Raw genomic sequence first — 18,600 nt, forward strand, 5'->3', positions numbered from 1 at the left:
GGGTGGAGCAGGGCCGCCGGCCGAGCTCGGGGCCCGGGGTGACACGCGCCTTGGAGTGACCGCGCAACACCGATCGCGGGTCACCCGGACCCCGTCCCCGTTCCGTAAGTCACTTGTGCGGTCGGCCGGTGCTGGGCGAGCATGCTCGCCATGACGCATGGAAAGGACGGCCTCGCGACCTCTCGGTGATCGCCATGGCCGCATACGAAACTCCTCAGCCGCTGACCCCTTCCTGGCTCCGGGCGCACTTCGACCCGCTGCCCTTCCCCGCCCGGATGAGCGCCCTGGCGCGGTACGCCCGCACGCTCTCCCCGGACGCCTGCGCCACCCTGCGCGCAGCCCTCGACTCCTCTCCCGAGCCGGATGACCGGCACCTCGCGCTGTTCCTCGCCGTCGCCCGCCGCGACCTCGACGCCGTGGCCGCCGCGCTCGCCGACCCACTGTTGCGCCGCCGCGCCCTGTCCGCGGCCATCCGCCTGCCGGTGCCCGAAGCGGCCCTGGCCCGACTCGCCCTGGACGAGAGCCGGTCCGTACGCCACGAGACATACCGCGTTCTGCGCGTCGGGCGGCGTACCGGCCTCGCCGACCGGCTGCTGCCGCGGGCGCACACCGCGTACGGCCCCACCGACGCGGCCCGGCTCCTCCCTGCCTGCTCACCCGGCGTGGCGGCCGAGTGGCTGCCCCGTCTCGACCCGCCGATCGGCGTCCTGCACACCCTCGCCCGCACCGCCCCGGCGGCCGTCGCCGCCCGGCTGGCGGCCGACTACCAGGCGCGTGACGACTACGGTCGGCGCCGACTCGCCCGCCGCCACCGCCTGTTGGCCGCCGCCGTCGCGGAACGCGACACCGACGCCGGGCTGCTGCTCCTCGAACGAGCGCCCGCGCTCATCGACGGCCGCGGCACGGTGGCGCTCCTGCGCAAACCTCGGCAGGTGCTGGCGATCCTCCGGCGCGCCGCGGACCGCACGGACGCCGACCACCGCGGCGGGTCGGAACGGACGCCTGCCCTCCGTCCGCCCACCGGGCCGCTGCCGCGGTCCGTGCTGCGGGCCCTGCGCGCCCTCACCCCCGAGGAACTGGCCGAACTGGCCGAGGCGAGCTTCGGCGGATTCCGCCGGTACCGCGCCGACCGGCTGGACATCACCCCCGACCCCCTGCTCGCCCTGCTCCCCGCCGCCGCGCGGCGCCGCGTCGTCGAAGCCCGGCTCCCCGCGCGCGGCCCCGGCCGGAGGACCAGGCTCAACGCCCTCGCCGCGCTCGACCCGGCGGACCGCGCGGATCTCATGCGCCCCGTTCTCGCCCGGGCGGACCGGTCGCCGCTGCTGCGCAACCAGCTCCTCGCGGTGGTTCCGCTCGCCGACGCCGAACCGATCCTGCTCGAGGGGGCGGCGAGCCACCGCCCGTACGAACGCGCACTCGCCTGGCGCACGCTCATCGCGTGCGCCGAGCTCAACGCCGACCCCGCGGCCTTCGCGCGGACCGTGGCGGCCTGCGAGCGGGCCTGGCACGACCGCGAGGAGGTACGGCTCGCCGCGTTGGGGCAGGTCGCCGGCGCGTCGCCCCGGATGCTGACCGCGGTACCGCTGAGCGTGCTGCGCGACGCGGCGCTGACCACCGTCCACTCCCGCGACTCCACGTCCGCCACGGTCGCCGCCGCCGAACGGTGGCTGCGCCGCACCACGGAGAGCGCGGCGGCCAGGGGAGACGCCGAACGGGCGGCGCGCGTGGCCCGCCTGCTGTGCCAGGTCGTGGGCGATCCGCGCCGGCGCGGCCCGGTCGCACCGCTGAGGCTCGATGCCCGCGCGGCGGCGGCCATCTGGGCCGGAACGGCCCCCGACCCGCTCGGCGATGCCGCCGACCGACGGCCGTGTCCCCCCGCACACGTGGACCGGGCGGACGGCCGGGCGGAGAGACGCCTCCCCACCTCCCGGCTCGTGCCCCTCGCCGAACTCCTCACGCCCCACCTCCCAGCTCTGCCGGAGCTGGACGCGTTCGTGGGCCATACCGCGTTCGACGGCGAGGATCCCGGGTCGGCCGTGCGCGCGGCCGTGGCGTGGCTCGCGGCTCCTGCCACGCGAGAGCGCCGCTGCGCCCAACTGGTCGCCGCCGACGTATCGTTCGCCACGCTGGAACCGGTGCTGCGCACCCTCGCCACCCGCCGCACCGACCTGTTGGAGGACGTGCTGCGCGCCGCCCGCCACGGGCTGCGCGGTCAGCTGTCGGGGCGCGCCGCCAACTGCTGGGTGCCGCGCCTGCCGTGCTCCCTCACCGGCCGGTGGACCGCGCGGGCGCGCCACCTGCTGGCCACCCATCTCGCCGCGGTGGCGGCCGACGACGAGGCTCCGCCGCGCGCCCGCGCGGACGCGGCGGCTCTGGTGCGCGACCCGGCGCTCCTGGCGGACCTGGCGTCCGGCGCGCCGCAGCCCGTGGCCGCGGCGGCGCTGACCGCACTGAGCGAGAGCGCGGCGCTCCACGCGCACAACGTCGCCACGCCGCCGACGCGCACGGACCCCCGGCCCGACCCGACCCCGCGCGACTCCGCCACGCGAGACGTGCCGGGTCCGGGCCGGATGCTCGGTGGCGACAGGACAGGCGGCCAGGCGAGCGACGGCGTGGCGCCCGTCCGCGAGGCGCTCGAGGACGTGCCCGACGACGTGCCCGAGGGGGCCGCCCCGAACGCCGTAGCGGATTCGGACACGCCCGCCCTCGACGCCTACGGCCCGGTCGCCGACGCCCCTCACACGCCGCCCGACGTCCTCTCTTTCCTCCTCCGACACGCCGGAACCGGGGGAGCGCGGGGGAGGGCTGCCATGGCGGGGGTGCGGCGCCTGCTGGGCGGCGTACCCGACCGGAGGGCGGTCGCGCTGCTGGCACCCGTGGCGCGCTTGGTGACGACGCCGGTCGGCAGCCGTAAGGAGGCCGCCCGCGCGCTGGCCGAGCTGCCGGGTGACGGCGCGTTCGCCGCGCTGCTCGCGGCCTGGGACGAGCCCGGGCAGCACCGGGACGTGCGGGTGGTGCTCGCCCGTTCGCTCCTCGCCCGCGTCGACGCGCCGGGCGTGGCCGACCGGCTGACGGAGCAGGTGCACGAGTCCGCCGTCCGCGAGGCCGTGATCGTGAGCGATCCGGAGGCGGCGGGCATCCGTACCCGCTCGGCGTACGCGTCCTTCCTCGCCGGGGTGGTCCGCACCGGGGACGACGCGGCGGCCCGGGCCGCCTGCGCCGCGCTGCCGCACTGCGTGGCGGTCGGGGCGGCCGGCGGGTTCGAGGACGGGGTCGGCGCGCTGACGGCCGCCGCTGTCGCCACGCACCGGCCGTCGAGGGTGTGGCGCGCCGCGGTGGACGCGCTCGGGCGGCTGCCCGGAGACGAAGGGGGCGCCGCCCTGCGCCGCGTATTCGAGACGCTGGTCGCCCGCACACGCACCGAAACCGGCGCCGGTGAGGGGAGCGGACGCGCGAGCCGCGCCGACGCGCTGCGGCGGCTCGCGGACTGCGGGTCCGCCGTCATCAGCAGGCTCGTCCAGGAGTCGGCGGGCGAACTCCCGACCGGTGAACTCGCGCAGGGCGACGCCGTGGTGGACGCGCTCCTGGCCGCCGGGCTGCGCCGCCAGGCGACCAGCGCTGTGCTGAGCCTGGCCTGTGCCGGGCTCAGCAGGGGCGACCCCGGCCTCGGCCGCTGGGAGCGCTATCTGTCGCTGGTCCAGGAGCGGCCGGATCGCCTGCACTTCTTCGACCACTTCGCCTTCGACCATGAAGACGAGCGTGTGCGGGCAGCGGTGCGCAGTGTCGTCGGCGTGTTGCGCGAGCGCGGCGACGCCCCCGGCGGGCTGACCGCCCTCGTCCTGGTGAAGGCCATGGGCGCCAGGAACGGCTGGCAGGACCCGTGGCGGGCGGAACTGGACGCGCTGTGCGGGCACGCCGACCCGGATACGGCCGAGGCGGCGCTCCTCGTCGACCCGTGCCGACGCCGATGACCGCGACCGGCGGCGGCGCCCCACGCACCGGCCGCGCGCGCCGGGCACGGCAGCCTCCTCTTGCGGGCCCGCCCGCCGGGGCGCCGTCAGGCGCCGCCGGTCTCCCGCAGCGACTCCAAAGTGCGGCGCAGCCAGGACTGTTCCGCCTGGCTGGTGGCGCGGGCGATGGTGAGGATGCCGCGCCGGAAGGGGTCCTCGACCTCCTCCGCGCGCAGCGGCCGGCCGCCGTCGTAGAAGAAGCTCGTGGGCTGCCGCAGAAACTCCAGCCGGCGCTCCAGCACCTCCGCCTGCGCCGCCGGGTCCTCCAGGTGCCGCAGAAACGCGAGCAGCGTGAACCAGCGGCTCTCGTCGGTGATGTCGGCGTGCGCCGGCCGGGCGAGGCGCAGGCGGAGTTCGGCGCGGCCCGCGGTGGTCAGGGTCAGCACATGCCGGGGCGCGGCCCCGGCGCCCGGCTGGGTCTCGCGGGCCAGCAGCCCGGCCCTCTCCAGACGCTTGATCGCCGGGTACAGCGTGCTTTCGGCCACCGGCTTGACGTGCCCGGTCAGCGCGGCGATTCGCTTGCGCAGCTCATAGCCGTGCAGTGGCGTGTCGCAGAGAAAGCCCAGGATGGCGAGTTCCAGCATGTGCGCATTGTGACGCACGGGCGTTGTACCTCGATCGGGTAATACATCGTCATGGATGTATAGGCCTGCCTGCCGACTCAGCTCCGACACACCGCTCAGCCCTGGCGGACGGCTCAGCCCTGGCGGACGGCGAGGGCCAGGAAGCGTGTGTCCCGGTCCGTGTACGAGGTCAGCGCCCAGCCTGAACGGGCCAGCAGCGGGCGCAGATTGGGCTCGGCCCGCAGGTCGTCAGGGGTGATCGGGCGGCCCTTCCGGGCCGCGAGGGCCGCCCGCCCCACGGGGTGGAACAGCGCGAGCCTGCCCTGGGGGCGCACCACCCGCGCGAGCTCCCGCAGCCCGGCCTCGGGCTCGGGAAGGTGGGAGATCAGCCCGGCGCCGAACACCGCGTCCAGACAGCCGTCGCGCAGCGGCAGCCTGGTGACGTCGGCGAGGGCGAGCCCGGCGTCCCGGTGTCGTCCGGCGCGTACGGCGGCCGCCAGCATCGCGGGTGTGACGTCGGCGCCGAGGACCGTCCCGGCGGGGCCGACGGCCGCGCGCAGCGCGGGCAGGGCGCGGCCGGTACCGCAGCCGGCGTCGAGCACCGCGTCCCCGGCGCGCAGGCCGATCTCGGCGATGGCGGCGGCGTAGGCGGGGCCGTCGTCGGGGAAACGGGCGTCCCAGTCGGCGGCCCTCGGGGCGAAGAAGTCCCGGGCCTTGGCCAGGTGGTCGGCGGGGGTGTGCTGGCGGCTCATGCGGCTCCTCGGACGGGCGCGGATCGTCGGACGGGACAGATCATGAGGAAGCTGAGGGAAAACCCTGAGCGAGAACCCGAATATTGTGCACGTTCGAGCATCGACCGATCGTTCTGTCGTCTGTCCCTGTCAAATTCCAGCATCTTCCGAATGCGCCCCCTCTGTGCGCCCCCTCCCGGCTAGCGTCCGGCAGAGTCTCGCGGAACCCGACAGAGGGAGACGGCCATGACCGAGCACCGCCGAATCGCCGCCCGCTTCCCGGACGGTCTCGACTGCCTTCTGGACGATCTGGTGCTCCGTGTCGGGGACGTACGACACGCCGTCGTGCTCTTCGGCGACGGAGTGACGGTGAGCTCCTCCCGCGGGCTCAATCGACGCGACGCCGAGCAGCTGGCCGCCATGGCCTCCGGGTTCCACGGCCTCGTCGTCGGCGCGGCGGGCCGACGGCGAGGCCGTGCGGCGCGCCAGACCATGGTGGAGACGGGGGTCGGCAACCTCTTCGTCGCGGCGGCGGGCGAGGGCTCGTGCCTGGCCGTCCTGAGCGCGGCCACCGCCGACCCCGCGCTGATCGCCTCGGAGACGGCCCGGCTCGTCGAGCGTATCGAGGAGCATCTGCGCACCCACCCGTGCCTCCCGGAGACCCCCGCCGCCCCCGCCTGACCGGCTCACGCCACGCGGCCTCCGTGTCCCCGGCACACGGAGGCCGCGCGGAGGGCGCTGCTTGCCGGCCCTCCGCGCGGGTACTCGCGAACTCATGGCTGGAATCGAGCTCAACAGCGCCGCGTTCGACGACCACGACCCGATCCCGCGCCGCTACACAAAGGACGGGGATGACCTCTCACCGCCGCTGACCTGGTCCGGTGTCCCCGCCGGCACGGCCGAGCTGGCCCTGCTGTGCGAGGACCCGGACGCGCCGTCGGGGACGTTCGTCCACTGGCTGGTCACCGGCATCGCCCCCAGCAGCGGCGGGGTGGGCGCCGGGCAGATACCGGCGGGCGGGCTGTCGCGCACCAACGGATACCACCAGGAGGGCTGGGGCGGGCCGCACCCGCCCGAGGGCGACCGGGCGCACCGGTACTTCTTCCGGCTGTACGCCCTTCCCGAACCGCTGGTCCTCCCTGACGAGGCCTCCGCCCACGAGGTGCACCAGGCCGTCGACCGCAGCCAGCTCGCGAGCGGCACACTGGTCGGCCTCTATCAGCGCTGAGACACCCAATGGTTTTCGGCCGAATCGGGCTAGTCGGCGACTCCGGCGAGGGCGATGACTTTCTCGATACGGACCCGCACCAGCAGCTCGCCCGGGACGCCGTTTCGGGCGCCGTACTGCTCCGCGACGTCCTCGCCCATGTACCGCGCCGCGATCCGGGTGGCCCAGTCACGGACCTCCTCCAGCCGGTCGCTGAGCTCGGCGCGCCCCTGAAGCGTGACGAACGCGAACGGGGGCCGGTCGTCGTCCACGCAGAGGCCGACCCGTCCGTCCCGGGCCAGGTTGCGGCCTTTGACGGTGTCCTGGCCTGTGTTGAAGACGAGGTCGTCGCCGTCGAGCAGAAACCACACGGGCGCGATATGCGGGCTGCCGTCGTCGCGCACCGTCGACAACTTCGCGGTGCGAGTGCCCTCCGAGACGAACTTCTGCCACTGATCCTTGGTCATTTTCCGTGCCATGTCTCCATCTTGTGTCAAGCGGCGCACATCGGCGCGCCGACAGGCGGGCCGGGTTGCCCGGAGAGCGGAGGTGAGAAAGGCTGGCCCGGCAGCTGTGGTGGATGGCCGGACGGGGAGGAACGGTATGGCACTCAGCAAAGGGCTCGATTGGCTGTTGGACGACCTGACCGAGCGGATCGCACAGATACGGCACGCCTTGGTGCTGTCGAACGACGGGCTGGTGACGGGCGCGAGCTCATCGCTCGTCCGCCAGGACGCCGAGCACCTGGCCGCGGTCGCCTCGGGCTTACACAGCCTGGCCAAGGGGTCCGGGCACCATTTCCGCACGGGGCGGGTGCGGCAGACGATGGTCGAATTCGAGGAGGGCGTGCTGTTTGTGACGGCCGCCGGCGACGGCAGCTGTCTGTGCGTGCTCAGCGGTCCGGACGCCGACGTCGGCCAGGTCGCGTACGAGATGGCGCTGTTGGTCAACAGGGTGGGGGAGCACCTGGGCGTCGAGGCGAGACAGGAGAGCGGGGCGCCCAGCGGGCTGTGATCCGGAGTTATCCACAGGCCTGATGGGCTGCCTTGCCCAGCGGCTATCGTCGTCACTGTCAGTGATTGACCAGTCGCGGGGGAGGGCCGTCGTGGTAGTGGAGGAACGTCAGAGGACGGGCGAGAAGTCGCGCCCGAGGTCGAGCCAGGGGTCTGGCCAGAGGTCGCGCCGGCAGCTGCGGAGCGGGCCGGTGCCGGCGGTGCCGGCGGTGCCGGACGGCATCGAGGAGACCGTCGCGTTCGACAGGGCCGCGAGGGAACTGGGGCTCAAGCTCGGCGAGTTCGAGCTGGCCGTCCAGCTCGGCGAGGTGCTCACCGTGGCCGTGGGCGCCATGGGGCGACGGGTGGGGCGTGCGGAGTTGCTGCGGCTCGCGGCCGCCGAGGGCTTCCCGAGCGCGTTGCGCGCGCGGCTCCGTGTTGTGGGCACGGCGGAGGGAGCCGAGCTGCTGGACATCAGCCCGGGGCGGTTCTCCCGGCTGGCGCGCGGTGGCTTCTTCACCCCGGTCCGCTTTTACGTCAACCGGTACCGAGCCGTGGTGTGGCTTTACCCGGCCGCGGAGCTCCGCGCGTTCGCGGAGCGGGAGCCCGCGCTGCTGACCGGCCGCATCCCGGCCGGGCTGCGCGCCACTCTCAGCGCCGGGGAGGACCAGCGGGCCGCCCGATGGCGCGGCCGCCGTATCGAGCAGTTGCTCATCCGGACCGAGGACCCCTGGGAGCGGGCCGCGGTGTGGGCCGCGGTGCTGGCCCCCGCCGAGTTGGACGCGACGCTCACCGACCCGGCCGAGCGCGCGTATGTGCGCGCGCTGATGCCCCGGCTCGCCCCGGTGGCCTCGGGGACCGGCTTGGCGGCGGAGGTGATCGCGGCCGTGGTGACGGTCGGCGACCCCACCGAGATCCGGCGCTGCCGGGCCGCGCTGGACACCTGTGTGCGGGACGCCCGGCGGGCGCGCCCCGCCCCGCGGCCGCCGGACGAGGCGGCGGCGCCGGACGGTGATCCGGTCCCGTCTGTCGGCGTGCTCACACTGCCCGACGGCGATCCCGCGCCGCCCGCCCTGTCCCCGGGGCGCCCCCGCGGGCTCTGGCACCGTCTCGTCGGCGGGCGCCGGGGCGCGGAGGGTGGCCCCATGGCTCCCTACAAGGGGCGGAAGAGCCCCTCCTGTACGACGGAGACGAGGAGCCGGCCGGCCCGGTCGTAGATCCGGCCGCGGGCCAGCCCCCGGCCGCCGGTGGCGATCGGCGACTCCTGGTCGTAGAGGAACCACTCGTCGGTGCGGAAGGGGCGGTGGAACCACATGGCGTGGTCCAGCGAGGCCATGTCGAAGCCGCGCCGGCTCCACAGCGGTTCCACCGGCACCCGCACCGCGTCCAGCAGCATCATGTCGCTCGCGTAGGTGAGCGCGCAGGTGTGCACCAGTGGATCGTCGCCGAGCGGGCCGACCGCGCGCATCCACACCGCACTGCGCGGCTCGGCGCCCTTGAGCTCCTCGGGCGTCCAGCGCAGCCGTTCCACATAGCGGATGTCGAAGGGCTGGCGGCGCGCCATTCTCTCGAGCGCCTCGGGGAGCGTCCCGAGATGCTCGCGGATCTCGTCGGCGAGCTTCGGCAGGCTCTCCGGCTCAGGCACCTCGGGCATCGGCAGCTGCTGTTCGATGCCCGGCTCGGGAAGATGGAAGGAGGCCGTCAGATTGAAGATCGTCCGTCCCTGCTGGACCGCGACGACCCGGCGTGTGGTGAAGGAGCGGCCGTCGCGGACGCGCTCCACCTGGTACACGATCGGCACGCCCGGCCGCCCCGGGCGCAGGAAGTACGCGTGGAGGGAGTGCACCGGGCGCTGCCCGTCGGTGGTCCGCCCCGCGGCCACCAGCGCCTGCCCGGCCACCTGCCCGCCGAACACCCGCTGGAGCGACTCGTCGGGGCTCAGGCCGCGGAATATGTTCAGCTCGATCTGCTCCAGGTCCAGCAGATCGACCAGACGCTCGGCGGGATTGGTCATCGGTGGTGCTCCTTCACTGGTGGTGCTCGTCGCGGGGCCCGGCCCCGCGACGTATGGGGCCATGGCGCTTGGGCCCGTGGCGTGTCGGGCCGGGACGCCTGGGAGGCTACAACTGGCCCACGTCGGTGATCCGCACCACCGCACGCCCCTCTTCGTCGGAGGCGGCCAGGTCGACCTCGGCCGAGATGCCCCAGTCGTGGTCCCCGTTCGGGTCGTCGAAGGTCTGCCGCACCTGCCACAGCCCGTGCTCCGGCTGCTCCTCGATCCGCAGCAGCTTCGGGCCGCGCGCCTGAGGGCCGGTGCCCAGGTCCTCGTACTCCTCCCAGTAGGTGTCCATCGCCCTCGACCACGCGTCCTCGTCCCAGCCGGAGTCCGCGTCCATCTCGCCGAGCTCGGCCACCTTGTCCAGCGCGGCGAGCTCGACCCGGCGGAACATCGCGTTGCGCACCAGAACCCGGAAGGCGCGCGCGTTCGCGGTGACCGGCCGGACCTGGTCGGCGCGCTCCTGGGCCTCCTCCGCGGACTCCTCCTCGGGGTTCGCGAGCTGCTCCCACTCGTCCAGGAGGCTGGAGTCGACCTGACGCACCATCTCGCCGAGCCAGGCGATGAGGTCCTGGAAGTCGTCGGACTTCAGATCGTCCGGCACGGTGTGGTCCAGGGCCTTGTAGGCGCCGGCGAGGTAGCGCAGCACGATGCCCTCGGTCCGCGCCAGGTCGTAGAACGAGGTGAACTCGGTGAACGTCATCGCGCGCTCGTACATGTCGCGGATCACCGACTTGGGCGACAGCGGGTGGTCGCCGACCCAGGGGTGGCTCTTGCGGTAGAGGCCGTACGCGTGGAACAGCAGCTCCTCCAGCGGCTTGGGGTACGAGACGTCCTGGAGCCGCTCCATGCGCTCCTCGTACTCGACGCCGTCCGCCTTCATCGCGGCCACCGCTTCGCCGCGCGCCTTGTTCTGCTGCGCCGCCAGGATCTGGCGCGGATCGTCCAGGGTCGACTCGACCACCGAGACCATGTCCAGGGCGTAGGAGGGGGATTCGGGGTCCAGGAGTTCGAAGGCGGCCAGCGCGAAGGTGGACAGCGGCTGGTTCAGCGCGAAGTCCTGCTGGAGATCCACCGTCAGCCGCACCGTCCGCCCCTCGGCATCGGGCTCCTTGAGCTGCTCCACCACGCCGCCGTCCAGCAGCGATCGGTAGATCGCGATGGCGCGGCGGATGTGGCGCAGCTGATTGCGGCGCGGCTCGTGGTTGTCCTCCAGGAGGCGCCGCATCCCCGTGAAGGGGTTGCCGGGCCGGGCGATGACCGACAGCAGCATGGCGTGGGTGACCCGGAACCGGGAGGTGAGCGGCTCGGGTTCGGAGGCGATCAGCTTCTCGAAGGTGTTCTGCCCCCAGCTGACGAACCCCTCGGGCGCCTTCTTGCGCACCACCTTGCGCCGCTTCTTGGGATCGTCCCCGGCCTTCGCCAGCGCCTTCTCGTTCTCGATGACGTGCTCGGGCGCCTGCGCCACCACAAAGCCCGCGGTGTCGAACCCGGCTCGCCCGGCCCGGCCCGCGATCTGGTGGAACTCCCGGGCCCGCAGCGTGCGCACCCGCTGGCCGTCGTACTTCGTCAGCGCGGTGAACAAGACCGTGCGGATGGGCACGTTGACGCCCACGCCCAGCGTGTCCGTACCGCAGATGACCTTGAGCAGCCCGGCCTGTGCCAGCTTCTCCACCAGCCGCCGGTACTTCGGCAGCATCCCGGCATGGTGCACCCCGATACCGTGCCGCACATAGCGGGACAGATTCCGGCCGAACTTGGTGGTGAAACGGAAGTTGCCGATGAGCGCGGCGATCTCGTCCTTCTCCGCCCGCGAGCACATGTTGATGCTCATCAGCGCCTGGGCGCGCTCCACCGCGGCCGCCTGGGTGAAGTGCACGATGTAGACGGGCGCCTGCCGGGTCTCCAGCAGCTCGGTCAGCGTCTCGGTCAGCGGAGTGGTGCGGTACTCATAGCTCAGCGGCACGGGCCGGGTCGCGGACCGCACCACGGTGGTGGGCCGCCCGGTGCGCCGGGTGAGGTCCTCCTCGAACCGCGTCACATCGCCGAGCGTCGCCGACATCAGTACGAACTGGGCCTGGGGCAGCTCGATCAGCGGGATCTGCCAGGCCCAGCCGCGGTCCGGTTCCGCGTAGAAGTGGAACTCATCCATCACGACCTGGCCGATGTCGGCGTCCTTGCCGTCCCGCAGGGCGATGGAGGCCAGCACCTCGGCCGTGCAGCAGATCACCGGCGCGTCCGCGTTGACCGACGCGTCGCCCGTGAGCATCCCGACGTTCTCGGTGCCGAAGATCTTGCACAGCTCGAAGAACTTCTCCGAGACGAGGGCCTTGATGGGCGCGGTGTAGAAGGTGACCTCGTCCCGGGCGAGCGCGGCGAAGTGGGCGCCCGCCGCCACCAGGCTCTTGCCCGAGCCGGTGGGGGTGGACAGGATGACGTTCGACCCGGACACCACCTCGATCAGCGCTTCCTCCTGGGCGGGGTAGAGCGAGATGCCCCGCTCCTCGACCCACGTCGAAAACGCCTCGAAAAGGGCGTCGGGGTCGGCGTCGCTCGGCAGCTGATCGATAAGAGTCACCCCCCTATACTGCCTGCTTTCCCGCGCGAGCCGGGAACCGGCTGGCGGGACGAAGATCGCTCGCCGCTAGGCTGTGCCGGGCGAGTGAGCCGAAGGGGCGCGCCGCTGTCGAAAGGGAGAGCGCGCGGAGGCCCTGAGGAACGAAGGGCCGAGCACGGTCGACCGTCGACAGGGGCTGAGGCGCCCTGGAGGCGAACCGAGCCCTAGAGAACTTCTGAACAGACCGAACTCCCGCGCGTACGCGGGCATGAACAGGGGCGGGGTTAAGACCATGATGGGACCGGCGCATTCGCTGTCCGGGGCGGCGGCCTGGCTGGGGGTGGGCGCGGCGACCGCGGCGGCGGGCCATGCGATGCCCTGGCCGGTGCTTGTCGTCGGCGCTCTGATCTGCGCCGGGGCGGCACTCGCCCCCGACCTCGACCACAAGGCGGCGACGATATCCCGCTCGTTCGGGCCGGTCTCGAGAACCCTGTGCGAAGTGACCGACAAACTCTCGCACGCGGTCTACAAGGCGACCAAGAAGCAGGGCGACCCGCGCCGCTCGGGCGGCCATCGCACACTCACCCACACCTGGCTGTGGGCGGTGCTGATCGGCGGGGGCGCCTCGGTGCTCGCCATGATCGGCGGCCGCTGGGCGGTGCTCGCGATCCTCTTCGTCCATATGGTGCTGGCCGTCGAGGGTCTGCTGTGGCGGATGGCCCGGGTCTCCAGCGATGTGCTGGTGTGGCTGCTCGGCGCGACCAGCGCCTGGATCCTCGCCGATGTGCTGCACAAGCCGGGCAACGGCGCCGACTGGCTGTTCACCGAGCCGGGTCAGGAGTACCTGTGGCTCGGCCTGCCGATCGTCCTGGGCGCGCTGGTGCACGACATCGGGGACGCGCTCACCGTCTCCGGCTGCCCGATCCTGTGGCCCATACCGATAGGCCGCAAGCGGTGGTACCCGGTCGGGCCCCCGAAGGGGATGCGGTTCCGGGCGGGCAGCTGGGTCGAGGTGAAGGTGCTGATGCCGGTCTTCATGGTGCTGGGCGGCCTGAGCGGCCTGGGCGCCCTCGGCGTCATCTGACGCCGAGGACACCGGGCCCGGCGGCGCGGGGGCGCCGCGCCGCCGGGGAGGCGGGCTACTGATGCCAGGAGCGCCACAGCGCCGCGTAGGCGCCGTCCGCCGCGACCAGTTCGTCATGGCTGCCCAGCTCGCTGATCCGGCCCTGCTCGACCACCGCGATCAGATCCGCGTCGTGCGCGGTGTGCAGCCGATGGGCGATGGCGACCACGGTGCGGCCCTCCAGCACCCGGGCCAGGGACCGCTCCAGGTGCCGCGCCGCCCGTGGATCGAGCAGCGAGGTGGCCTCGTCCAGCACCAGCGTGTGCGGGTCGGCCAGCACCAGCCGGGCCAGGGCGATCTGCTGGGCCTGCGCCGGGGTCAGGGCCAGCCCGCCCGACCCGACCTCGGTGTCCAGACCGTCCTTCAGCGCCCGCGCCCACCCGTCGGCGTCCACCGCGGTCAGGGCCGCCCACAGCTCGGTGTCCGCCGCGGCGGTGCGGGCCAGCAGCAGATTGTCGCGCAGCGACCCCACGAAGACATGGTGCTCCTGGTTGACCAGGGCGACATGCTCGCGCACCCGCTCCGCGGGCATCCGGGCCAGCTCGGCGTCGCCCAGCGTCACGGTGCCGACCCGGGGCGCGTAGATCCCGGCGAGCAGCCGGCCCAGCGTGGACTTGCCCGCGCCGGACGGCCCGACCAGCGCCAGCCGCGTCCCCGGCCGTACGCTCATCGTCACCCCGTGCAGCACATCGCTGTCGGCCCGGTACCCGAACCGCACCTCGTCCACGCGCACATGGCGGCCGCCGGGCGCCACCGTGTCGTCGGCCGAGTCCGGCTCGATCTCCCGCACCCCCACCAGCCGGGCCAGCGACACCTGCGCCACCTGGAGCTCGTCGTACCAGCGCAGAATCAGCCCGACCGGCTCCACCAGCATCTGTGCCAGCAGCGCCCCCGTCGTCAACTCGCCGACCGTCATCCAGCCCCGCAGCACACAGGCGCCGCCGATCATCAGCACCGAACCGGTGATCAGCGAGTACGTCACATTGATCACCGGGAACAGCACACTGCGCAGCCACAGGGTGTACCGCTCCCAGGCGGTCCACTCGCGGATCCGGCGCTCGGACAGGGCGGTCCGCCGGTCGCTCAGCCGCTGCGCCTCGATGGTCCGCCCGGCGTCCACCGTCTCGGTGAGGGACGCGGCCACCGCGGAGTATCCGGCGGCCTCCGAGCGGTAGGCGCTCGGCGCGCGCCGGAAGTACCAGCGGCAGCCGATCACCAGCACCGGGAGCCCTACCAGCACCGCCAGCCCCAGCGGCGGCGCCGTCACGGTCAGCGCGCCGAGCAGCAGCCCGGTCCACACCACCCCGATGGCCAGCTGCGGCACCGCCTCACGCATCGCGTTCGCCAGCCGGTCGATGTCGGTGGTGATCCGGGACAGCAGATCGCCGGTCCCGGCCCGCTCCAGCACGCTCGGCGGCAGGCCCACCGACCGTACGAGGAAGTCCTCGCGCAGATCCGCCAGCATCCGCTCGCCCAGCATCGCGCCGCGCAGCCGCACCAGCCGGACGAACACGGTCTGCACGGCGAGCGCCACCGCGAACAGCGCGACGGTGCGTCCGATGTGCAGCTCACGCTCTCCCGCCGAGATGTCCTCGACCAGCCCGCCCAGCAGATACGGGCCGACCATCGAGGCGATCACGGCGGTCGCGTTCACCGCCATCAGCACGGCGAAGGCCGTCCGGTGCCGCCGCAGCAGCTCGCGTACGTAGGTCCGCACGGTGGCGGGGGAGCCGACCGGCAGCGTCGTCGCCGACTGCGGTGCGGCCGGGTCATAGGCCGGTGGGGCCACTCCGATCATGCCGACTCCTCGATTCTGTCGATCCGCCCCACGGCCCCGGTCCCGGTGGTGGTTCCCAGGCCGGTATCCGCGTCCGCGTCCTCCGGCTCGCGGGTGACCACCGCGCGGTACGCGCCCTCGGTGCTCAGCAGTTCGCGGTGGCCGCCCGCGGCCGCCGCCTTGCCGTCCCGCACGAACACCACCCGGTCCGCCCGGTCCAGCAGCAGCGGGCTGGAGGTGAAGACCACGGTGGTCCGCCCCGTCCGCAGCCGCCGCAGGCCCTGTGCGATCCGTGCCTCGGTGTGCGAGTCCACCGCGGACGTCGGCTCGTCGAGGACCAGCACCTCGGGGTCGGTCACCAGCGAACGGGCCAGCGCCAGCCGCTGCCGCTGGCCGCCCGACAGCGAACGGCCGCGCTCGGTGATCCGCGCCCGCAGCGGATCCGCCGCGCCCGGGCCGTCCACCGACGCCTGCGCGAGTGCGTCCAGCACATCGCCGCACTGGGCCGCCTCCAGCGCCTCCGGCACCGTGACCGCCCCCGAGCGGGGCACATCGAGCAGCTCGGCGAGCGTGCCCGACAGCAGCACCGGGTCCTTGTCCTGGACCAGCACGGCCCGGCGCGCGGCGGCCAGGGGTACCTTGTCCAGCGGGACGCCGCCCAGCAGCGCCGACGGAGCCGGTTCGGCCTCCGCCTCCGCCGCGTCGTCGTCGCCTCCGTCGTCCGGGGGGTGCCCGCCGAGCCGGTCGGCCAGCCGCCCCGCCAGGTCCGGGTCTCCGCAGACCACCGCGGTCAGCTGCCCGGCGGGCGCGAGCACCCCGCTCGCCGGGTCGTACAGATCGCCGTCGAGGCTCTCCCCGTCCGGCCCGTCGGCCGTGGCGCCGACGCCGGGGGCCTCGGCGCCGGGCGAGGAGCGCCGCAGCCCCAGCACCCGGGCGGCGCGCCGCGCGGAAGGCCGGGAGAAGGAGTACGCCATCGCGATCTCCTCGAAGTTCCGCAGCGGAAAGAGGAGAAAGGTCACCGCGCTGTAGACGGTGACCAGCTCGCCCACCGTGATCTGCCCTTCCCGGGCGAGTGTCGCCCCGTACCAGACGACGCCGATCATCAGCAGCCCCGGCAGGGCGATCTGGACGGCGGCGATCAGCGCCCACATGCGGGCGCTGCGCACCGCCGCCGTCCGCACCTCCTGCGAGGCCCGCCGGTAGCGGTCGAGAAACAGCTCCTCGCCGCCGATGCCGCGCAGCACCCGCAGCCCCGCCACGGTGTCCGAGGCCAGCTCGGTCGCCCGGCCGGCCTTCTCCCGCTGCTCGTCCGCCCGCCGGGTGGCCCGGGGCAGCAGAGGGAAGACCGCCAGCGCCAGGGCCGGCACGCCGAGGGCCACCACCACCCCCAGCGCGGGCTGGTAGACGACCAGGGCCACACACACCGCCACCGTGGTGATCGCGGCCGCCGTGAAGCGGGACAGCGCCTCCACGAACCAGCCGATCTTCTCGACATCGCCGGTGGAGACGGCCACCACCTCACCCGCCGCCACCCGCCGCGTCAGCGCCGAGCCCAGCTCGACCGCCTTGCGCGCCAGGAGCTGCTGCACCCGTGCCGCCGCCGTGATCCAGTTGGTGACCGCCGCCCGGTGCAGCATGGTGTCGCCGAGCGCGGTGAGCCCGGTCAGCCCGGCCATCAGCCCGCCGGCCAGCGCCAGCCGCGCGCCCGAGCGGTCCACGACCGCCTGCACGGCGAAGCCGATGGCCACGGGGAAGGACACCAGGGCGGCCATGTGCAGCAGACCCCACAGAGCCGCCTTCACCTGCCCGCCCAGCTGATTTCGGCCCAGCCACCACAGGAAGTGGGGTCCTGACCGGACGTCGGGTCGACCGGGATCGTCGTACGGAAGATCGCGAATGTGCATGGTGTCCCAGGGCTCGGGCGGGGTGACGGGCAGGCAAAGAGCCGTGAAAGACTCGCGCCCCACCCCCGAGGCATTCAACTGATTTTCCCGGGCCGGGACACGGAACACGCCAATCCCGTGTACGCCATCGCGATGCGGGAGTGGGACGATGGGGGACATGCGAATTTCCGGCACCCCCTCCCTGCGCGCCGCGGCCGCCACCGGCGCCGCCCTCATCCTGCTGACGGCCTGCGGTGGCGGGGCGGGCGGCGACGGCGACAAGGGCGGCGCCCAGGGCAAGCAGGCGCTGCGCAGCGCTTCACCCGCGCCGGATCCCACCCGCATCCCGGACGTGGGCGACGCCCTCCAGGCGAAGATCCCGGCCGACGCGCGGCAGGTCGTCGCGGTGTACGGCAAGGGCGTGAACTCCGCGGACGCGACCGTCGTGCTGTACTCGAAGCAGGGCAAGAACTGGCAGCGGACCCGCAGTTGGGCCGGGCACAACGGCAAGCGGGGCTGGACGACGGAGCATCACGAGGGCGACAAGCGCAGCCCGGTCGGCGTCTACACGCTCAGCGACGCGGGCGGGGTGCTGGCCGACCCGGGGGCCCGGTTGCCGTACTCCCAGGCCGCGGCCTTCGCCGCCCCGCACTACTGGCCGAAGACACACTGGAATGACTTCAACTATGTCATCGCCATTGACTACAACCGCGTCAAGGGCACCTCACCGCTCGATCCGACCCGGCCCGAGGGGCAGAGCAAGGGCGGATCGATCTGGTTGCACATGGACCACGGCAGCGGCACCTCGGCGTGTGTGAGCCTGTCCAAGTCCGGCATGGAGTATCTGCTGAAGAACCTGGACCCCGAGCTGCACCCGGTCGTGGTGATGGGGGACAAGGCCCACCTGGCCGGGTGAGCCAACGGCCGCGGGCCGGGCCCGCGCGGCACCCGCTCAGCGTGGCGCGAGGGAGGCGCGCACCACGTCGATCACCTCTTCGTCACGGACCTGCGCGAAGTCCTCGTACCACAGGCCGACCGCCTGGAACGGGTCCGGCTGGTCCAGAAACACCAGGTCGTCCGCCTCGGGGCGGACCGCCGCGGCGGCCTCCGGCGAGCACACCGGCACCGCGAGGATCACCCGGGCGGGCTCGCGCCGGCGTACGGAGCGCAGCGCGGCCCGTGCGGTGAAGCCGGTGGCCAGCCCGTCGTCCACGACGATCACCGTGCGGTCCCGTATCTCGGCGGGCGGGCGTCCACGGCGGTAGAGCTGCTCGTGGCGGCGCAGCTCGGTGCGCTCCTCCCGGGCCCACGGGGCGAGCTGGGCCGGCGTCAGATCGAGCAGGGCCAGCGCCCGTTCGTCGTACAGCGGTGGATCATCCCCGGCGAGCGCGCCCACCCCGAGCTCGGGGTTGAACGGGGCGCCGATCCTCCGGGCCACCAGCACGTCCAACGGCGCCCGCAGCGCCTGGGCGATCTCGTCCGCCACCGGCGCGCCGCCCCGGGGCAGCGCCAGCACCACGGGACGTCGCAACCGCTCGCCGCGCGGCGGCTCGCACAGCCGCTCGGCCAGCTTCCGCCCGGCCTGTCTCCGGTCGCGAAAACGCATCGTCCCGCGTCTCCCTTCTGCGGTCGTCCCCGGCGGACGCTCCTCGCACCCGGGTGCCCACCGGCCGGGGCGGTATGCGCGGGGAGGATTTTCCC

General features: G+C 73.6%; 15 protein-coding genes. 7 read left to right on the forward strand and 8 right to left on the reverse strand.

The features are described 5' to 3' along the window. The first annotated feature begins 194 nt into the window (after positions 1 to 194). Positions 195 to 3,971 (forward strand): hypothetical protein, encoded by a 3,777-nt coding sequence (locus ACH4S9_RS21750; protein WP_398373600.1) that lies wholly within the window; start codon positions 195 to 197, stop codon positions 3,969 to 3,971. Positions 3,972 to 4,057: 86 nt separating this feature from the next. On the opposite strand, the gene ACH4S9_RS21755 is transcribed toward ACH4S9_RS21750, so the two are convergent. Both ACH4S9_RS21755 and ACH4S9_RS21760 read right to left on the reverse strand, forming a co-directional pair. Next, positions 4,058 to 4,594 carry a PadR family transcriptional regulator gene (locus ACH4S9_RS21755; RefSeq protein WP_311728732.1) on the reverse strand — a complete coding sequence of 179 codons (537 nt, stop codon included), beginning with the start codon at positions 4,592 to 4,594 and terminating at the stop codon, positions 4,058 to 4,060. Between the two features lie 113 nt (positions 4,595 to 4,707). After that, positions 4,708 to 5,325 (reverse strand): class I SAM-dependent methyltransferase, encoded by a 618-nt coding sequence (locus tag ACH4S9_RS21760; RefSeq protein ID WP_398373601.1) that lies wholly within the window; start codon positions 5,323 to 5,325, stop codon positions 4,708 to 4,710. A 225-nt stretch (positions 5,326 to 5,550) separates the two neighbouring features. Here ACH4S9_RS21760 and ACH4S9_RS21765 point away from each other — a divergent pair, with 225 nt between their 5' ends. Then, the gene (locus ACH4S9_RS21765) at positions 5,551 to 5,985 is read left to right on the forward strand and encodes a roadblock/LC7 domain-containing protein (RefSeq protein ID WP_398373602.1); all 435 of its coding nucleotides are present in this window, start codon (positions 5,551 to 5,553) and stop codon (positions 5,983 to 5,985) included. 94 nt (positions 5,986 to 6,079) lie between these two features. Then, on the forward strand, positions 6,080 to 6,532 hold the full coding sequence (locus ACH4S9_RS21770) for a YbhB/YbcL family Raf kinase inhibitor-like protein (RefSeq protein ID WP_311728728.1): 453 nt from the start codon (positions 6,080 to 6,082) through the stop codon (positions 6,530 to 6,532). A 29-nt stretch (positions 6,533 to 6,561) separates the two neighbouring features. On the opposite strand, the gene ACH4S9_RS21775 is transcribed toward ACH4S9_RS21770, so the two are convergent. After that, a complete protein-coding gene (locus ACH4S9_RS21775) occupies positions 6,562 to 6,990 on the reverse strand; it encodes a PPOX class F420-dependent oxidoreductase (protein WP_311728727.1) in 429 nt (142 codons plus the stop codon). A gap of 124 nt (positions 6,991 to 7,114) precedes the next feature. Here ACH4S9_RS21775 and ACH4S9_RS21780 point away from each other — a divergent pair, with 124 nt between their 5' ends. Both ACH4S9_RS21780 and ACH4S9_RS21785 read left to right on the forward strand, forming a co-directional pair. Continuing rightward, positions 7,115 to 7,525, forward strand: a complete 411-nt coding sequence (locus tag ACH4S9_RS21780; RefSeq protein WP_352131514.1) for a roadblock/LC7 domain-containing protein — start codon at positions 7,115 to 7,117, stop codon at positions 7,523 to 7,525. A 190-nt stretch (positions 7,526 to 7,715) separates the two neighbouring features. Then, complete coding sequence (locus ACH4S9_RS21785) at positions 7,716 to 8,720, forward strand: DUF6397 family protein (RefSeq protein WP_398373603.1); 1,005 nt, start codon at positions 7,716 to 7,718, stop codon at positions 8,718 to 8,720. Here ACH4S9_RS21785 and ACH4S9_RS21790 read toward each other — a convergent pair. Continuing rightward, a complete protein-coding gene (locus tag ACH4S9_RS21790; RefSeq protein ID WP_311728723.1) occupies positions 8,657 to 9,517 on the reverse strand; it encodes an acyl-CoA thioesterase II in 861 nt (286 codons plus the stop codon). The genes ACH4S9_RS21785 and ACH4S9_RS21790 overlap by 64 nt on opposite strands. A gap of 106 nt (positions 9,518 to 9,623) precedes the next feature. Then, positions 9,624 to 12,137 (reverse strand): DUF3516 domain-containing protein, encoded by a 2,514-nt coding sequence (locus ACH4S9_RS21795; RefSeq protein ID WP_311728722.1) that lies wholly within the window; start codon positions 12,135 to 12,137, stop codon positions 9,624 to 9,626. A gap of 271 nt (positions 12,138 to 12,408) precedes the next feature. Between ACH4S9_RS21795 and ACH4S9_RS21800 the strand changes: the two genes are divergently transcribed. Next, positions 12,409 to 13,200: a metal-dependent hydrolase gene (locus ACH4S9_RS21800; RefSeq protein ID WP_311728721.1), complete on the forward strand. Its 792-nt coding sequence runs from the start codon at positions 12,409 to 12,411 to the stop codon at positions 13,198 to 13,200. Between the two features lie 55 nt (positions 13,201 to 13,255). Here ACH4S9_RS21800 and ACH4S9_RS21805 read toward each other — a convergent pair whose 3' ends face one another. Beyond that, positions 13,256 to 15,037 (reverse strand): ABC transporter ATP-binding protein, encoded by a 1,782-nt coding sequence (locus ACH4S9_RS21805; RefSeq protein ID WP_311728720.1) that lies wholly within the window; start codon positions 15,035 to 15,037, stop codon positions 13,256 to 13,258. Next, a complete protein-coding gene (locus ACH4S9_RS21810) occupies positions 15,034 to 16,920 on the reverse strand; it encodes an ABC transporter ATP-binding protein (RefSeq protein WP_398373657.1) in 1,887 nt (628 codons plus the stop codon). Before ACH4S9_RS21810 ends, ACH4S9_RS21805 begins: the two co-directional genes overlap by 4 nt. Before the next feature lie 157 nt (positions 16,921 to 17,077). Between ACH4S9_RS21810 and ACH4S9_RS21815 the strand changes: the two genes are divergently transcribed. Next, entirely contained in the window at positions 17,078 to 17,815 is a 738-nt protein-coding gene (locus tag ACH4S9_RS21815) for a L,D-transpeptidase family protein (RefSeq protein WP_311728719.1), read from the forward strand. Between the two features lie 36 nt (positions 17,816 to 17,851). Here the strand turns inward: ACH4S9_RS21815 and ACH4S9_RS21820 are convergent, their stop codons facing one another. Then, positions 17,852 to 18,505, reverse strand: coding sequence for a phosphoribosyltransferase (locus tag ACH4S9_RS21820; protein WP_398373604.1), 654 nt, complete (start codon positions 18,503 to 18,505; stop codon positions 17,852 to 17,854). Positions 18,506 to 18,600: the final 95 nt, after the last annotated feature.

The sequence above is a fragment of the Streptomyces sp. NPDC021225 genome (genome assembly GCF_044332865.1).
GTDB lineage: Bacteria > Actinomycetota > Actinomycetes > Streptomycetales > Streptomycetaceae > Streptomyces.

Excerpts from the sequence above, each read along its gene's own strand:
- ACH4S9_RS21790 (WP_311728723.1), bottom strand. The coding sequence starts at position 9,517 with ATGACCAATCCCGCCGAGCGTCTGGTCGATCTGCTGGACCTGGAGCAG.
- ACH4S9_RS21810 (WP_398373657.1), bottom strand. The coding sequence starts at position 16,920 with ATGCACATTCGCGATCTTCCGTACGACGATCCCGGTCGACCCGACGTC.
- ACH4S9_RS21820 (WP_398373604.1), bottom strand. The coding sequence starts at position 18,505 with ATGCGTTTTCGCGACCGGAGACAGGCCGGGCGGAAGCTGGCCGAGCGG.
- ACH4S9_RS21770 (WP_311728728.1), top strand. The coding sequence starts at position 6,080 with ATGGCTGGAATCGAGCTCAACAGCGCCGCGTTCGACGACCACGACCCG.
- ACH4S9_RS21750 (WP_398373600.1), top strand. The coding sequence starts at position 195 with ATGGCCGCATACGAAACTCCTCAGCCGCTGACCCCTTCCTGGCTCCGG.
- ACH4S9_RS21805 (WP_311728720.1), bottom strand. The coding sequence starts at position 15,037 with ATGATCGGAGTGGCCCCACCGGCCTATGACCCGGCCGCACCGCAGTCG.
- ACH4S9_RS21780 (WP_352131514.1), top strand. The coding sequence starts at position 7,115 with ATGGCACTCAGCAAAGGGCTCGATTGGCTGTTGGACGACCTGACCGAG.
- ACH4S9_RS21800 (WP_311728721.1), top strand. The coding sequence starts at position 12,409 with ATGATGGGACCGGCGCATTCGCTGTCCGGGGCGGCGGCCTGGCTGGGG.
- ACH4S9_RS21815 (WP_311728719.1), top strand. The coding sequence starts at position 17,078 with ATGCGAATTTCCGGCACCCCCTCCCTGCGCGCCGCGGCCGCCACCGGC.
- ACH4S9_RS21775 (WP_311728727.1), bottom strand. The coding sequence starts at position 6,990 with ATGGCACGGAAAATGACCAAGGATCAGTGGCAGAAGTTCGTCTCGGAG.
- ACH4S9_RS21765 (WP_398373602.1), top strand. The coding sequence starts at position 5,551 with ATGACCGAGCACCGCCGAATCGCCGCCCGCTTCCCGGACGGTCTCGAC.
- ACH4S9_RS21755 (WP_311728732.1), bottom strand. The coding sequence starts at position 4,594 with ATGCTGGAACTCGCCATCCTGGGCTTTCTCTGCGACACGCCACTGCAC.
- ACH4S9_RS21760 (WP_398373601.1), bottom strand. The coding sequence starts at position 5,325 with ATGAGCCGCCAGCACACCCCCGCCGACCACCTGGCCAAGGCCCGGGAC.